The following is a 14,923-nucleotide window of genomic DNA, read 5'->3' on the forward strand; positions in this document are numbered from 1 at the left end:
ATTAATTTACTCATTTGTAAAAATATCATTATGCTCGGTAGAAAAATTCCCCTAAAATTCTGCTTCTCAGCACCTTAGCTTAAGAGATCCATTCATGGAGTTAGTGTTCGCCATTGCATTGTTTGCCTTTTCTGCCGGTATTACACCAGGGCCTAACAACATTATGTTGATGACCTCTGGTGTTAACTTTGGCATTAAGCGCAGTATTCCACATTTACTTGGGATCAGTTTAGGCTTTCCAACCATGATTTTAGCTGTGGGATTAGGCCTAAGCGCAATATTTCAGGCGTATCCAATTATTCACATTGTCATTAAAGTGGTTGGCATTGCTTACCTACTCTACTTGTCTTGGTTAATTGCTAATAGCAGCAGCAAAATGGAAGGTAAACAAGTCAGTAAACCGTTTAGCTTTATTCAAGCGGCGGCCTTTCAATGGGTAAACCCAAAAGGTTGGATTATGGCCGTGGGTGCGATAGCCACTTTCACCTCGGTACAGCACGAACTCAACAGCCAGGTCATCACCATCGCCAGTGTGTTTTTATGTGTCGCATTTCCCTGTGCTATCGTGTGGTTAAGTTTTGGTGTTGCACTAAAACGTTTATTGAAAAATGAACGTCAGCAGCGCATTTTTAATATTTCGATGGCATTATTATTGGTGGCATCAATTATTCCGATGGTGTTACCTGCATCATCACCGATATAGTGATAAGGTTAATCAATGGAACAACATGAATGCCTCGCCCACACTGAAAAGTGGGTTGTGGATGTCATCATGAAATACAATATTTGCCCGTTTGCTCGTAGAGAAGTTGAACGTGCCAGTATTCGTTATGTGGCTATTGAGCAAACCAAAGTAAAAGCAGTATTAAAAGCACTCATAATCGAATGCCAATACCTTGATGAGCATCCACAAACTGAAACTACCTTGTTTATTTTGCCGCGTGGATTTGAAGGGTTTTATGCCTATTTAGATTTGGTCGACGATGCCACAGAGATATTAGCTGAGCACGGTTATGAAGGTGTTTATCAACTCGCGACATTTCATCCAGACTACTGCTTTGAAGGCGAACCCCAAGATAGCGCCGCTAACTTTACCAATCGAGCACCCTACCCAACCTTACACATCATTCGCGAAGCCAGTATGGAAATAGCACTCGCAAACTACAACGACCCCGAATCAATTCCTGAACGTAATATTGCATTTGCTGAACGCAAAGGCAGTGAGTTTTTTATTAAATTATTGCAGCATTGCACTAAATCGTAGACTGATAACGATTTACGAAACGCTTCGCTCGGCGCTTACAGACTCTAGGTTCTAGGTTCTAGCATGTCATCCTCGAATGCCTTAATCGGGGATTCAGGTGTTTCTTTTGACCTTCTGTAAAAACATAAAGCCAACACCTGGATTCCGGCTCAACAGCATTACCGGAACGACGGGGTAGTAGACGTTGTTTGAATACGAATGAGCAGAAGGCGAAGTAGTGGGCGTTATTTGTGTACGGATGAACAGAAGTCGAAGCAGTGGGCTTAATCTGAGTACGAATGAGCAAATGTGCCATTTGGCCCCACCCGCACGTCATCCCTGAGTGCTTGTATCAGGGATCCAGGTGTTTCTTGTCTCTCGTATCTGTGACTTTGGCTATCGCTTTCAAGCGAAAAGCCACCAACATCTGGATTCCGGCTAAAAAGCATTGCCGGAACGACGGAGTAGTAGGCGTTATTGGAATACGAATGAGCAGAAGGCGAAGTAGTGGGCGTTATTTGTGTACGGATGAACTGAAGTCGAAGTAGTGGGCTTAATCTGAGTACGAATGAGCAAATGTGCCATTTGGCCCCAACCGCACGTCATCCCTGAGTGCTTGTATCAGGGATCCAGGTGTTTCTTTGGACCTTCTGTAAAAGCGAAAAGCCAACACCTGGATTCCGGCTAAAAAGCATTGCCGGAACGACGGAGTAGTAGGCGTTATTTGAATACGAATGAGCAGAAGGCGAAGTAGTGGGCGTTATTTGTGTACGGATGAACAGAAGTCGAAGCAGTGGGCTTAATCTGAGTACGAATGAGCAAATGTGCCATTTGGCCCCACCCGCACGTCATCCCTGAGTGCTTGTATCAGGGATCCAGGTGTTTCTTGTCTCTCATATCTGTGAGTTTGGCTATCGCTTTCAAGCGAAAAGCCAACACCTGGATTCCGGCTCAACAGCATTGCCGGAACGACGTGGTAGTGGGCGTTGTTTGTGTAAAAATGCGAAATGAAGGAGTAGCGGGCCTTTCCCGTTTCGAGAAGTGGACCGTGACAATCGACTTATCAGCCTTTAACTTAACGCTCTACTCTTTTGATAACGTAAACTTGCTCACTTGGCGTGACATGTTGCTGGCATCACTGAGTAAGTTGTCGTTAAGCTCTGCGAGTTGTTGCGATATTTCTTGAGTATGATGGTAGATTTCAGTAATTTTCATCGCATTGCGATTCACTTCTTCTGCCACAGCTGACTGCTCATGGGTTGAGGCGGCAATTTGTTCATTCATGTTGTCTATCACCTCAACGTGCTCAGCAATGAGTTTTAGCTCACGACCTGCGTGTTTAGATTCTTCAACGCTTAACTGCGCCTGCGCCTGGCCTCGCTTCATGGCACTAACCGCTATTGTTGCGCCGGACTTTAAGCGTTCGGTCATGTTTTTAATGTCTTCGGTTGAGCTTTGTGAACGCTGCGCGAGCGTGCGAACCTCATCAGCAACAACGGCAAAACCTCGGCCTTGATCGCCGGCCCTTGCCGCTTCAATGGCAGCATTTAGTGCTAATAAATTGGTTTGTTCTGCAATGGAGCTAATCACATCAAGTATGGTCACAATGCTTTGCACATCTGTATCTAAACGGCCTATAGCTTCTGCAGCATCTGCTATTTCATTGGCTAACAGTTGAATAGCATCACCGGTTTTACTGACATCATTTTCGCCGCTTTTGGCCTCAATGTTGGCTTTGGCTGACGCATCAGATGCCTGCACTGCATTGGCGGCAATTTCATGTACTGTTGCACTCATCTGAGTCATGGCAGAAGCGACCTGCTCTGCTTCTGATGAACCTTGTAGCACATCGGTTTGCAATGAGCGTGTATAACCGTTCATTTGCTCAACAGCATTAACCAGATTAACGGCATTGACGCGCACCTGGGTAATGATGTCTTCAAACTCGGCCATCATTTGGTTAAACGCTATTGAAATTTGGCCAAATTCGTCTTCAGATTGATGAGGTAAACGGGTGGTTAAATCAAATTGAGTGCCGGCATGGAGCATTTGCTTGTGCAATACGCTTAAACTGCGATGTAAATAACCCGACACACTCAGGCTCATTACAATGACAAACACTAATGCGAGCAGTAAGAGTAACGCGGTGTAGTACATCTGCTGAGTTGCATTAGTCAGTTTGTCGTGGCTAAGCTGTGTTAAATCATCACCAAATTGTTTTTCAAGTGCTGTTAGTATTGCTATGCGGGCTGTTGATGTTTTAAACCACTCTTCTGGGTTTTGCGCCAACATGGCTGAGGCGTCTTGTGTAAAAGCCAGTTCTCGTAAAGCTTGTACATCTGCCATGGCACTGCTTTGCTGCGCTTGTTTAAAGGCGTTTATATTACTGATATTAGCCGCTGCGATAAATCGCTCGGCATAGGTTTGCTGCTCTGCCACTAAAGTGACAAATTTACGGAATAAACCCGGGGCAAACTCGCTGTTACCAAATGTGGTACTTAATACGGCCCGCTCTATCCCTGCACGCTCTTTTAACTGTAAATAAGCCGCAAACGCTTTGAGGCGCATTGACAGTTCGCTGTCTTGGCTTTGGCTCGCGGCTTCGTCGACCATCGACAGTAATAGCGTGTTCATTTGAGTGTAATAACCGACTTGTTCAGGCACGGTAACCGTGAGGCTGCTAACCTTGTCTCGCATCGTTTTTAGTTGAATTAATGATGAGGCAACTTGATCGTAAGTCGCTTGCAATTGAATAGGGAAGTCATCTTGCTGAGCAAATTGTTTAAAGCGGTTGATTTGGCTATCGGTTTGACCACGCTGCTCAGGCAAATCGTCTTTAAATGATTGCCCTTTTGACCCAATGAAACCAGCGCTCATGCCGCGCTCTTTTTGCAGCTCGTGCACCAGCGCACTATTAATAATGGCGACATTTGATAGTTCTATCACTAACTGAAGTTGCTGCTGGGTGCGGTAATGATTACTCACATACATGCCACCAAATAAGATACTGGTGAGCAAGGGTGGCAATACAAGCAAAGCAAGCTTACGCGAAATTTTAAGGTTACTTATCCATTGCCAATTCATAAAAATCCTTTTTAATTATAGGTGAGTACAATATATCTGAATACAATAATAGTACGACTGAGGTTAACTGATATGATTTATTTTTGTATTACAAATAAATCAAACTCAGACATTGCTCACAGCTAAATTAGCTAACCTCATATTAATTATGAGTAAGTTACCTATTATTAGGTATTAGGTATTAGTTATCACAGCCACACTATTGCTCTAATGCGAGACAAAACTCGCTGATTAATGCCGGCCATTCATTAACATCGTCCATTGCGTTAGCGATGTGTAATGTGGCATTAGGCAGCCACTTTTTTAAGGTAATGGCACTGTCGATGGGATGGGCGGCATCGCCTTCCCAGGCCAAAATAAGTGTCGGAACATCAATACTGGCAAGTTGCGCTGTGGTGGGTAAATCATTGTGGGCCGCTGCAGTAAAGAGTTGATGTAATGTTTGGCGTTTCATCAACTTCAAGCCATCTAGCATGCCTAACACGCTGTGTTTGTGAGCATCGATTAACCAGCTAGGCAACATTTTATCGATATGCTTAGCATTCATTTTTGCAAGGCCCTTACCACCTAATATCCGCGCAGCTTTGGCTATTTTATGGTAATAATCGACTTGTGCAGCCCGGGCTTGCCAGCCTATGGGAGGCGTCATTAACACCAGGCCTTTAACCTTTTCGGGATGGGCTAATGCCGCATACAAACTGGTGGCACTTCCCATAGATTGGCCGCCTAAAATAAGCGGTGTTGCCGCGCGGTAATGATCAGCGACACGGAGCATGTCTGTGGCTAGGTTTGGCCAAAGATAGTCATCAACAGACTGGCTTTGGGTGGATAAACCATGGCCAATGGCGTCGTAACGAATAAGTTGGAGTTTTTTAGGAAATCGATGCCATGCGTATACGCCAATAGCATCTTCGCTTTGCATACAGCCACATAAACCGTGGGCCCACACTAGGCTTTGGCCTTTACCGCTAATGGAACAATTAAACTGATTGATATTAAATTGTTCTGTCATGGCGAGGTAATCTCCTACTTATCCTTTTACGATTTCGATTAATCGATTAATAAACAGTTTGATGGCTTCAACATTATCAAATCTAAATGCTAATCCGTAGTGGGTTTCATTTAAGCCTTTGTATTGCCTTGTCGGAAAACGTGTCATTTGTGCATTGTGATAATAATCGTATTTAGCGTGTACACCGTCAATGGTGGCAAGCTCAGTTGAAAAGACTTCAAATGCTGGACGGATTATCAGCAACGGAATTTTACCTTCAACATGCACATAAACCGGTTCTTTGAGCTCTGGCAACATGTATTCGGTGACATTCTTAATATTAAAATTAGTACGACATTTGAGTTCATTCAAGGTACTAGATGCTTGTTCGAGGGTGATGCTCATGTATTTATCTGCCTGTAATCGTTTAATAGCTTGAGTATATTGATATTCATGCTCTTAAATCAATAATATAAAAAAAGCCCCGAACATAAGTTCAGGGCTTTCATCAATTACTTGGTTGAAAGCGAATCAACTTAACCTTCAATACCTTTGCTTGCTAGGAACTCATCGTAAGTGCCTTTAAAGTCATTAATGCCTTGTGGCGTGACTTCAAGGATACGTGTCGCCAGCGACGATACAAATGCACGGTCATGCGATACGAACATTAACGTCCCTTCGTATTTCTCTAAGGCGTTGTTCAATGACTCAATCGATTCCATATCCATGTGGTTGGTGGGTTCGTCGAGTAATAAAATGTTTGGCTTTTGCATGATAAGTTTACCGAAGTACATACGGCCCTTTTCACCACCCGATAACACTTTAACCGACTTTTTAATGTCGTCTGCACCAAACAGCATGCGGCCTAAAATGCCACGTACAGATTGATCATCATCGTTTTCTTTACGCCATTGGCTCATCCATTCGAACAAGGTCATGTCGTTAGCAAAATCGGCTTCATGATCCTGAGCGTAATAACCAATGTTATTATTTTCAGACCAATGAATGGTGCCTTCATCCTGCGGAATGTCATGCACTAGGGTACGTAACAAGGTGGTTTTACCCACACCGTTTTGACCTAGAATTGCAATGCGCTCACCCACTTCGACCATAAGATCAAATTTGCTGAACAAAGGTGTGTCGTATCCTTTGGCAAGGTTTTCAACAATCAATGCATTACGGAACAATTTCTTTTCTTGTTCGAAACGGATAAACGGGTTAACACGGCTAGAGGCTTTAATGTCATCAAGCTTAATTTTATCAATCTGTTTTGCACGCGATGTGGCTTGTTTCGCTTTAGATGCGTTAGCCGAGAAACGCGCAACGAAGGTTTGTAGCTCAGCAATTTGTGCTTTCTTCTTCGCATTGTCGCTCATTAAGCGTTCACGCGACTGTTGTGCAGCCATCATGTATTCGTCGTAGTTACCAGGGAATACGCGCAGTTCACCGTAATCTAAGTCAGCCATGTGGGTACACACTGAGTTTAAGAAATAACGGTCATGCGAGATGATGATCATGGTGCTATTACGTTGGTTCAACATATCTTGTAACCAACGAATGGTGTCGATGTCCAAGTTGTTGGTTGGTTCGTCTAGGAGTAATAAATCTGGGTCAGAAAACAGGGCTTGCGCTAGCAAGACTCGTAATTTAAAACCTGGGGCGATTTCGCTCATTAAACCAAAATGTTGCTCGGTAGCAATACCGACGCCTAATAGTAAGTCACCCGCGCGAGATTCAGCGGTGTAACCGTCCATTTCAGCAAATTCCATTTCAAGATCAGCTACTTTAATGCCGTCTTCTTCGGTCATTTCAGGCAGTGAATAAATGCGGTCACGCTCTTGCTTCACTTTCCATAATTCACGGTGTCCCATGATCACAGTGTCTACGACAGAAAAGGCTTCGTATGCAAACTGGTCCTGGTTTAGTTTACCCATGCGCTCGTTAACGTCTAACGACACGTTACCGCTTGAAGGCTCTAAATCACCGGCAAGGATTTTCATAAAGGTGGATTTACCACAACCATTCGCGCCAATTAAACCGTAGCGATTACCGCCACCAAATTTGACAGAGAGATTTTCAAACAGTGGCTTAGCGCCAAACTGCATTGTGATGTTAGCTGTTGTAATCAAAATGAAATTCCAAATCGTGTTGTGTGTTTAAACCGATATCACATTATAGCTTAATCGCTCGAGTTGACATCTGTATTACTCAAGTCCGCTCTTAACCAAATGCTAAGCAAATAATAGTGAGATTTAAACTGATATACGGCATCGCCGAAGGGGTAGATATAAAGCGCGACATTGTAAGGATTATTGGCCTATTTATCAACCTAAACCCAATCATAATGCTTTGCTGTTGATGCAATAAAAAAACGCAACAGCAAAGCATTTACAATTTAACGACTTTGTTAACCCTGCAAATAATTCACAATGTAATCTAAGCCACCTGTAATTGCCGCCACTTGCGCATCGTTACATTGTTGCGTCGTGACATGTGGGCTGTCTGGGTACACTTCGGTGGTGGTATTGAAATGATTCAACGTGATACCAGCACATAAGCTCAGCTTTTTAACCGGATAATTAATCACCCCAAACTGTTCAATCGGTACTTCAATTAATTGGCCATTATCATCTGGGGCAATGTGGGTCACTTTGGCCACAGAATCGATAATAGCTTTTTGGAACTCAGGGGTTGGGTTATCACTGTCACCAACCAAATAAAATCCGTCAGGAATAACGCCTTTATCGTACTCAACACCATCACGAGCAGACAATAACGGCCTGAACTCTAACTCATCTGTGTCGGTGGTTTCATGTAAATCAATGTGGGCATACACTTCGCCTAACGTGGCGACAAATGCCATTAATGCTGCTGACTCTTCTGCTGGACTGTTAGCGTAAAAAGAGCGATTAGGATCTATCGCTCGTGGGTTCCAACGGTTAATAGTCTCATAACCCCATGGGCTGACACACGGCGCCACAGCGACATTAAAATACTGACTGTAATACTTGGCTTTAGTGGCTAAAAATTGAATAGCGCCATGTACGCCACTGGTTTCGTAACCGTGCACGCCACCTGTCACTAAAATGGTCTTTTTGTTGCTGTCCCAGTTGTGCGACTTAAAGCCAAATAACGGATACTTGTCAGCGTCATAAGATAATGCGCCGTATTTCACTTGCTCAAACTCGCTTGCCAGTGGAATTAATTTACTGACCACTTCATCTTGGTATGAACGTTTGATGGTAACTTGTGCTAACCATTGGGCTTTCTCAGCATCGGTCCATTTTTGTCCCGGTGTGCCTATTGGGTATACAGTCGAATCTGTCATGAAACCTCTTTTATTTTTAATTAATGTTTATGAGTTAGATTTTGTTTTGGCGAAAATCACCAGGGCAATACCAAACAAAATAATACTGGTGCAAATAATAAGATGAACACTGATTTGCTCGCCGACAAAGATGACGCCACCTATTGCGGCAATCACAGGCACAGAAAGTTGTAATACTGCGGCATGATTGGCACTGAGTCCTCTAAGCGCTTGATACCATAACGCATAGCCCACACCCGAGGCCAACGCACCAGAAAGTATCGCCAGCACAATCCCTTGAGTGCTTAATTGAAATGCTAGCTGTGCCGATTCTGATTGCATTGGTTCGACGGGCATTAACATCGATAATAACCATACGCTGGCAAGCATCAACAATACTAAGGGTAAGGTGCGAATAAAATTGTAACCTGTAGCAAATAATGGCTTAACAGTGCCCTTACCTAACAACGTATAGCCGCCCCAGGCGCAACCACTTATCGCCATGAGCACTAAGCCGGTGATTGATAATGTCTCACTGCCAAGGCTGAGGCTCGGCCACACTAAATAGCCAAAGCCTGCAAACGCCACTAGCGCACCAGTTATCTCAAGAAAATTCAGTCTATGACCTTGCAAATAACTGATAAACATCATGCTAATTTGTACGGCGGCAAATAAGACTAATGCCCCAGTTGCAGTGTCTAGCAGGACATACGCGTACGAAAAACCAATGGCATACACAAACAACAGGCCTGCGGCTAAATAACTGCCATGGGCTTGTATTGGCAATTGATGTTTTGTTGCTAGGCCTTCTGTTGTTGGGTTTTCTTTTGCTGGTTTTTGTGTTGTTCGCCCTTTTGCCGAAGTCAGCAGCATCAATAAGGCCAACATCAATGCACCAGATGCTAATCTGATGGCGGTGAAACTGCTTGGGTCAATGAGTGGCACAGCCTGTTCATTTGACAATGCAAGCCGACAAAATACTGAGTTAGCCGCAAACGCGATTAATGCGATTAAGGTATAACATGTCAGTGCGGTGCGAGATAGCGGCGTGGCAGAAACCATAAGTTAACCTTACTGATAGTGAGTTACTTAGATGACTTTCTAAAGCTGAATTTACTCGCAAACCAGCTGATCACCGCCACCTGTTGTACGTGACTCAAGCCAAAATACACACAAATCCATGGAGAGATCAGTAAGAACCACGGCAATGCAGCGGTGGATCGCCCCGAAAACAGCAGATACAAAAAGCCGCCATAAATAATCACCACGCCTAGGATCCCCACGATAAGCATGATTTTTTTGAGTATGAGTTCGAGTTTTGCCACGTGATTAATCCCTAAAAGTAAAAAAGTCACGCCGAGCTAATACACATTGTATTAGCTCGGCGTGACAGCATCATAACAAACTGTAAACCCAATACCACTGTTCTATAAGCGAATACCGCCGTCAATTTCAAATACACGGCCGTTTACATAATCATTTTCAATGATAAAGCGAACCGTTGATGCGATTTCTTCAGGTTGACCTAGCCGCCCTACTGGCACCATTTTCTCTAAACGCTCTAATGCCTCTGGCTTCATGGCCGCGGTCATTTCAGTGGCAATCACACCCGGCGCCACAGCAGCGCTGCGGATGTTGTATCGCGCTAACTCTTTAGCCCAGCCAACAGACATCGCGGCAACACCGGCTTTAGACGCTGAATAATTTGATTGACCCATGTTGCCCGATTTAGCCAGACTAGAGATGTTAATGATCACTCCTGCTTGCTTGGTTTCAATCATGGCAGCCGCGGCTTCACGGCCACATAAAAAACTGCCGGTTAAGTTAACATTGATAACCGATTGAAACTGCTGATACGACATACGGTCGGTGACAACGCCATCTTTGGCTTTAACCATTAAGCCATCACGTAAAATGCCCGCGTTATTGATAAGCACATTTACTTGGCCAAAGTCTTCAACGATATACTTAAAGCCCGCCACAACATCTTCTTCGTCGGTAATGTCTAACGCATAACCTTGTACTTCAGTTGTCGTGCCTAAATCAGCACAAGCTTGCTCGAGCTTAGTTTGGTCAACATCGATAAGCGCCAATTTAGCCCCTTTGGCAGCTAAATCATGGGCCATCGCCAGACCTAAACCACCTGCTCCGCCAGTAATGACGACAACCTTATCTTTTAATTCCATCAACTGAATCCTTTATTTTTTCTTTGAAAACTGTTCAAAAATACTCGAAAAATCACGACTGCCATTGCCTTGACGCGCATGGTTAATATACAAACTGCGTGCAAGTGAGCCCATCGGTGTGCTCGAGTTAGAGGCTAATGCCGCCTCTTGCGACAAGCCTAAATCTTTTACCATGAGGTCGACCATAAAGCCGCCTTGATACCCTTTCGACGACGGCACGTTTTCCATCACATCTGGACATGGATTGTACTTTTCGAGTGTCCAGTTACCGCCGCTGCTGACTTTCATGATATCAGACAACACTTTAGGATCTAAGCCATTATCTAAACCTAATTGTAATGATTCGCTAGTGCCGACCATTAACACAGATAACAACATGTTATTACAAATCTTGGCAATTTGCCCTGCACCCACAGCACCCGCATGGAAAATATTGCCGCCCATGACCGTTAATACGGTTTGCGCTTGAGTGTAGGCGACATCTGAGCCGCCACATATAAAGGTCAAGGTACCTGCTGCTGCGCCTGCGGTACCGCCAGATACCGGCGCATCCATAAATTCAAGGCCTTTTTCGGCAGCTTTTGCGCCCACTAAACGTGCACTGTCGGCATCGATGGTCGAACAATCAATTAATAATGTCTGTTTAGAGACCACATCAAGCAGGCCTTTATTATTGTCATCACCAATATATAAACCCCGTACATGCTTGCCTGCAGGCAACATGGTAATCACAAAGTCTGCTGATGCTGCTGCGCCGCAAGCCGTTTTAGCACTGAGTGCACCTTGTGAGGTTAACGCTTCGACTGCGAGCGGATTTAAATCAAATACAGTCACGGTCATGCCGGCTTTAATTAAATTGACCGCCATCGGGCCGCCCATGTTACCTAAACCAATAAATGCTACAGTTGCCATGATAATAATCCTTATTAAGTAAAGTCAGCTAATGGGTGGTTTTTGGCGTCCCAAGGGGATGTGGTCAGTTGGTCTATTCGGCTTTGTTCTACGGCTTCAACATCGCTAAATAACCATTTAGGTTGGCGGTCTTTATCAATCAGTAACGCCCGAACCCCTTCGCAAAAATCCCCTATTGAGCAACAATTCACGCTGACACCAAGCTCCCATTGAAAACATTGCGCTAAACTGAGTTCAGTGCCTAATTGGGCTTGAGCAAAAATTAAATGCCAGCTGATTGGGCTACCCGCTAAGGCGGTTTTCTGGGCTCGTTGTAGCCATTCAAGCTCAGTATTTAAGGTCGATAATTGATGATGAACATCTAAAATATCGCCCGCCATTAATAAATCGATTTGAGTTTGAAATTGCTGTAAGTGACTGTCTGGTAGCGTTGCTAAATGCGGCTCAGTCATCGTGGTGAGTAAATCACTTAACAACTGATGATTACGCTGACTGTCTTGGCTCCAGTTAAGCTCAGCCATGGCGTCGAACAATGGCTCTTGTTCATCGCTCGGTAGATAATGATTTCCCAACTCAACATATAAGGCATCGGCGGCGTTCATGTTGTAGGCGGTAAGGCCTAAAAATAGCCCGGTTTTGCCTGGCATGCGGTTTAAAAAGTAACTGCCACCGACATCAGGATATAAACCAATGGTGACTTCTGGCATCGCGATTCGACTGCGCTCAGTCACAATACGATGACTGCCGCCGGCCATTAAGCCTAAACCGCCACCCATGACAATACCGTCGCCCCACACTAAAACGGGTTTACCAAACTGATGGAGTAAGTAATCCAGCTGGTATTCTTGGGTAAAGAAACCACACGCTTCATCGGTAATGGTGTTGGGATTAGCAATAGATGCATGGTAAATAGCACGCACATCTCCACCAGCGCAAAATGCTTTTTCGCCCGCACCTTGTAGCACCACACACGCAATGCTGTCGTCGTTTTGCCAGTGGGTTAATTGAGTTTGCATCGCGGCAACCATATCGAGGGTTAACGCATTGAGCGCTTTTTCAATATTAAGGGTCACAATGCCAATTGATTGGCCAGAGAGTGTGCCGAGTGTTTGAAATATTACATCTTGAGTCATTAGCAGTTCTTCCAGATTGCGGCGCGTTTTTGTAAAAAGGCGTTCACACCTTCAGCTTGATCTTCAGTATCAAATAGCCCGACAAACAATTCGCGCTCAAGCGGCAGGGCTTGAGTGCGCGGCATGTATCGCCCAGCTTGAATTAAAGTTTTACACACACTTACACTACTCGGTGACTGTTTAGCGACTTTGGCAGCTAAGGCAACGGCAGCATCTAGTGCCTGGCCTTTTTCGACTACTTCTTCAACTAGGCCAATTTTTTCTGCTTTAGCAGCATCAATACGTTCGCCACATAAAATCATGCGTTTTGCCCAGCCTTCACCCACTAATGCGGTGAGGTTTTGCGTGCCACCTGCACAAGGTAGTAATCCCACGGTAGCTTCAGGCAGTGCCATTTGCGCTTGGGCTTCGGCAATGCGTAAATCGCAGGCTAACGCGACCTCTAGGCCACCACCCATGGTGTAACCGTTAATGGCGGCAATGGACACACCACGAAACGAACTTAAAGTTTCAAAGGCTTCGCCAAAATGTTTTGCCATGGTCGCTGCATTGCCTTTATCGCCATCGGCAAATAAATTTAAATCGGCACCTGCTGAAAAGAACTTTTCACCTTGACCTGTGATCACTAAGGCATAAATATCTTTATTTTGATTCAGCTTGATAATGGTTTGCTTTAATAACTGTAAGCTGTCTGCTGTCCAGGTATTGGCTGGCGGGTTGTTAAGCGTCAAAATGGCCGTGTGACCAATAATATGCTCAATTAATGCGGTGTGGGTTGTCATCATTTACTGTCCTTAGTTTAGGGCTAGTGAGTCGCGAGAGTATCAACGCATTACAGAATTGGGTGAGCATCACTGGCAAGTAAACGACGAGCAATAATCAGGCGCATAATTTCGTTAGTGCCTTCTAAAATCTGATGCACGCGCACATCGCGGAAGTGACGCTCAAGCGGATACTCGCGGATATAACCGTAACCACCATGGATTTGCAGCGCGCCGTCACATACTTGAAAACCTACATCGGTCGCAAAGCGTTTGGCCATGGCGCAATAGGCGCTGGCTTCTGGGTCTTGGGTGTCGAGTTTAAATGCCGCTAAACGCACCATTTGGCGGGCAGCAACCAACTCTGTTGCCATGTCGGCTAATTTAAATTGCAGTGCTTGGAACGCCGCTAACGGTTTGCCAAATTGCTTACGCTCGTTCATGTATTGTGTCGCGCGCGTTAATGCGGCCTGCGCAGTACCAATTGAACATGTGGCAATATTGATGCGTCCGCCGTCGAGCCCTTTCATGGCAAAAGTAAAACCCTGGCCTTCTTCACCGAGTAAGTTAGCGGCAGGCACGCGCACGTTTTCAAAGCTGATCAGTCTTGTAGGTTGAGCATTCCAGCCCATTTTATCTTCCGCTTTACCATAAGTGACTCCAGCAGCATCAGCTGGCACCGCAATGGCAGAAATCCCTTTAGGGCCTGCTTCGCCGGTACGGCACATCACCACGAGCAATTCAGTTTCACCGGCACCAGAGATAAACATTTTTGAACCGGTAATGAGATAATCATCACCATCACGCACGGCTTTGGTTTGCAACGATGCTGCATCACTGCCAGCACCTGGCTCAGTTAAACAGTAAGATGCTAATAATTGCCCTGTGGTTAAGCCTTCTGACCATTGTTTACGTAAGGTTTCGGTGCCCCAGGTGGTCACCATCCAGGTCGCCATATTATGAATGGTTAACATGGCTGTTGTAGCGGTACAACCGTGGGCTAATTCTTCAAAAATAATTGACGCATCTAAACGAGATAAGCCCATGCCGCCTTCTGACTCTGGCGAGTACAAAGAACAGAAACCCAGCTCTCCGGCTTTTTGTATCACGTCTTTAGGAAAGTGATGTTCTTCGTCCCATTTTGCAGCAAATGGCGCAAGTTCTTCGGCTGAGAATTGACGAGCTAAATCAGCAAATTGGCGTTGGTCTTCGTTTAAATTAAAATCCATGCTGGACTCCTAATATTGTCTTAGATGACTCTTGGGTCATTTAGTCACTTGCTCACTGCAGCTTAAGTTGCTTGGCC

At 44.8% G+C, this 14,923-nt stretch carries 14 protein-coding genes; 2 read left to right on the top strand and 12 right to left on the bottom strand.

Annotation, left to right across the window (positions count from 1 at the left end; translation table 11 throughout):
• Window positions 1-94 precede the first annotated feature (94 nt).
• The gene (locus ACROAE_RS10120; RefSeq protein ID WP_432401340.1) at window positions 95-703 is read left to right on the top strand and encodes a LysE family translocator; all 609 of its coding nucleotides are present in this window, start codon (window positions 95-97) and stop codon (window positions 701-703) included.
• A 15-nt stretch (window positions 704-718) separates the two neighbouring features.
• Entirely contained in the window at window positions 719-1,264 is a 546-nt protein-coding gene (locus ACROAE_RS10125; RefSeq protein WP_432401342.1) for a DUF1415 domain-containing protein, read from the top strand.
• A gap of 1,062 nt (window positions 1,265-2,326) precedes the next feature.
• Here the strand turns inward: ACROAE_RS10125 and ACROAE_RS10130 are convergent.
• The 12 genes from ACROAE_RS10130 to ACROAE_RS10185 form a co-directional block, all read right to left on the bottom strand.
• Entirely contained in the window at window positions 2,327-4,327 is a 2,001-nt protein-coding gene (locus ACROAE_RS10130; RefSeq protein ID WP_432401344.1) for a methyl-accepting chemotaxis protein, read from the bottom strand.
• 199 nt (window positions 4,328-4,526) lie between these two features.
• Window positions 4,527-5,339 carry an alpha/beta fold hydrolase gene (locus tag ACROAE_RS10135; protein ID WP_432401346.1) on the bottom strand — a complete coding sequence of 271 codons (813 nt, stop codon included), beginning with the start codon at window positions 5,337-5,339 and terminating at the stop codon, window positions 4,527-4,529.
• A gap of 18 nt (window positions 5,340-5,357) precedes the next feature.
• Window positions 5,358-5,723 (bottom strand): hypothetical protein, encoded by a 366-nt coding sequence (locus ACROAE_RS10140; RefSeq protein WP_188956682.1) that lies wholly within the window; start codon window positions 5,721-5,723, stop codon window positions 5,358-5,360.
• 131 nt (window positions 5,724-5,854) lie between these two features.
• Entirely contained in the window at window positions 5,855-7,447 is a 1,593-nt protein-coding gene (locus ACROAE_RS10145; protein WP_432401348.1) for an ABC-F family ATPase, read from the bottom strand.
• Between the two features lie 278 nt (window positions 7,448-7,725).
• Window positions 7,726-8,646 (bottom strand): M14 family metallopeptidase, encoded by a 921-nt coding sequence (locus ACROAE_RS10150; RefSeq protein WP_432401350.1) that lies wholly within the window; start codon window positions 8,644-8,646, stop codon window positions 7,726-7,728.
• A 27-nt stretch (window positions 8,647-8,673) separates the two neighbouring features.
• Window positions 8,674-9,687 carry a DMT family transporter gene (locus ACROAE_RS10155; RefSeq protein WP_432401352.1) on the bottom strand — a complete coding sequence of 338 codons (1,014 nt, stop codon included), beginning with the start codon at window positions 9,685-9,687 and terminating at the stop codon, window positions 8,674-8,676.
• A 23-nt stretch (window positions 9,688-9,710) separates the two neighbouring features.
• Window positions 9,711-9,917 carry a hypothetical protein gene (locus ACROAE_RS10160; RefSeq protein ID WP_432401544.1) on the bottom strand — a complete coding sequence of 69 codons (207 nt, stop codon included), beginning with the start codon at window positions 9,915-9,917 and terminating at the stop codon, window positions 9,711-9,713.
• 135 nt (window positions 9,918-10,052) lie between these two features.
• Window positions 10,053-10,811: an SDR family oxidoreductase gene (locus tag ACROAE_RS10165; protein WP_432401354.1), complete on the bottom strand. Its 759-nt coding sequence runs from the start codon at window positions 10,809-10,811 to the stop codon at window positions 10,053-10,055.
• Between the two features lie 12 nt (window positions 10,812-10,823).
• The gene (mmsB, locus tag ACROAE_RS10170; protein WP_432401356.1) at window positions 10,824-11,723 is read right to left on the bottom strand and encodes a 3-hydroxyisobutyrate dehydrogenase; all 900 of its coding nucleotides are present in this window, start codon (window positions 11,721-11,723) and stop codon (window positions 10,824-10,826) included.
• Window positions 11,724-11,737: 14 nt separating this feature from the next.
• Window positions 11,738-12,856, bottom strand: coding sequence for an enoyl-CoA hydratase/isomerase family protein (locus ACROAE_RS10175; RefSeq protein ID WP_432401358.1), 1,119 nt, complete (start codon window positions 12,854-12,856; stop codon window positions 11,738-11,740).
• Window positions 12,856-13,638: an enoyl-CoA hydratase gene (locus tag ACROAE_RS10180; RefSeq protein WP_432401546.1), complete on the bottom strand. Its 783-nt coding sequence runs from the start codon at window positions 13,636-13,638 to the stop codon at window positions 12,856-12,858. The genes ACROAE_RS10175 and ACROAE_RS10180 overlap by 1 nt, the downstream gene beginning before the upstream one ends.
• Before the next feature lie 50 nt (window positions 13,639-13,688).
• Window positions 13,689-14,846 (bottom strand): acyl-CoA dehydrogenase family protein, encoded by a 1,158-nt coding sequence (locus tag ACROAE_RS10185; protein WP_432401360.1) that lies wholly within the window; start codon window positions 14,844-14,846, stop codon window positions 13,689-13,691.
• Between the last annotated feature and the right edge of the window lie 77 nt (window positions 14,847-14,923).

It is taken from the genome of Shewanella sp. MF05960 (genome assembly GCF_050849305.1).
Classification (GTDB): Bacteria; Pseudomonadota; Gammaproteobacteria; order Enterobacterales; family Shewanellaceae; genus Shewanella.

Bases quoted from the DNA above. Each gene is read 5' to 3' on its own strand.
- ACROAE_RS10120 (WP_432401340.1), top strand. From the start codon at position 95: ATGGAGTTAGTGTTCGCCATTGCATTGTTTGCCTTTTCTGCCGGTATT.
- ACROAE_RS10125 (WP_432401342.1), top strand. From the start codon at position 719: ATGGAACAACATGAATGCCTCGCCCACACTGAAAAGTGGGTTGTGGAT.
- ACROAE_RS10130 (WP_432401344.1), bottom strand. From the start codon at position 4,327: ATGAATTGGCAATGGATAAGTAACCTTAAAATTTCGCGTAAGCTTGCT.
- ACROAE_RS10135 (WP_432401346.1), bottom strand. From the start codon at position 5,339: ATGACAGAACAATTTAATATCAATCAGTTTAATTGTTCCATTAGCGGT.
- ACROAE_RS10140 (WP_188956682.1), bottom strand. From the start codon at position 5,723: ATGAGCATCACCCTCGAACAAGCATCTAGTACCTTGAATGAACTCAAA.
- ACROAE_RS10150 (WP_432401350.1), bottom strand. From the start codon at position 8,646: ATGACAGATTCGACTGTATACCCAATAGGCACACCGGGACAAAAATGG.
- ACROAE_RS10155 (WP_432401352.1), bottom strand. From the start codon at position 9,687: ATGGTTTCTGCCACGCCGCTATCTCGCACCGCACTGACATGTTATACC.
- ACROAE_RS10160 (WP_432401544.1), bottom strand. From the start codon at position 9,917: ATGCTTATCGTGGGGATCCTAGGCGTGGTGATTATTTATGGCGGCTTT.
- ACROAE_RS10165 (WP_432401354.1), bottom strand. From the start codon at position 10,811: ATGGAATTAAAAGATAAGGTTGTCGTCATTACTGGCGGAGCAGGTGGT.
- mmsB (WP_432401356.1), bottom strand. From the start codon at position 11,723: ATGGCAACTGTAGCATTTATTGGTTTAGGTAACATGGGCGGCCCGATG.
- ACROAE_RS10175 (WP_432401358.1), bottom strand. From the start codon at position 12,856: ATGACTCAAGATGTAATATTTCAAACACTCGGCACACTCTCTGGCCAA.
- ACROAE_RS10180 (WP_432401546.1), bottom strand. From the start codon at position 13,638: ATGACAACCCACACCGCATTAATTGAGCATATTATTGGTCACACGGCC.
- ACROAE_RS10185 (WP_432401360.1), bottom strand. From the start codon at position 14,846: ATGGATTTTAATTTAAACGAAGACCAACGCCAATTTGCTGATTTAGCT.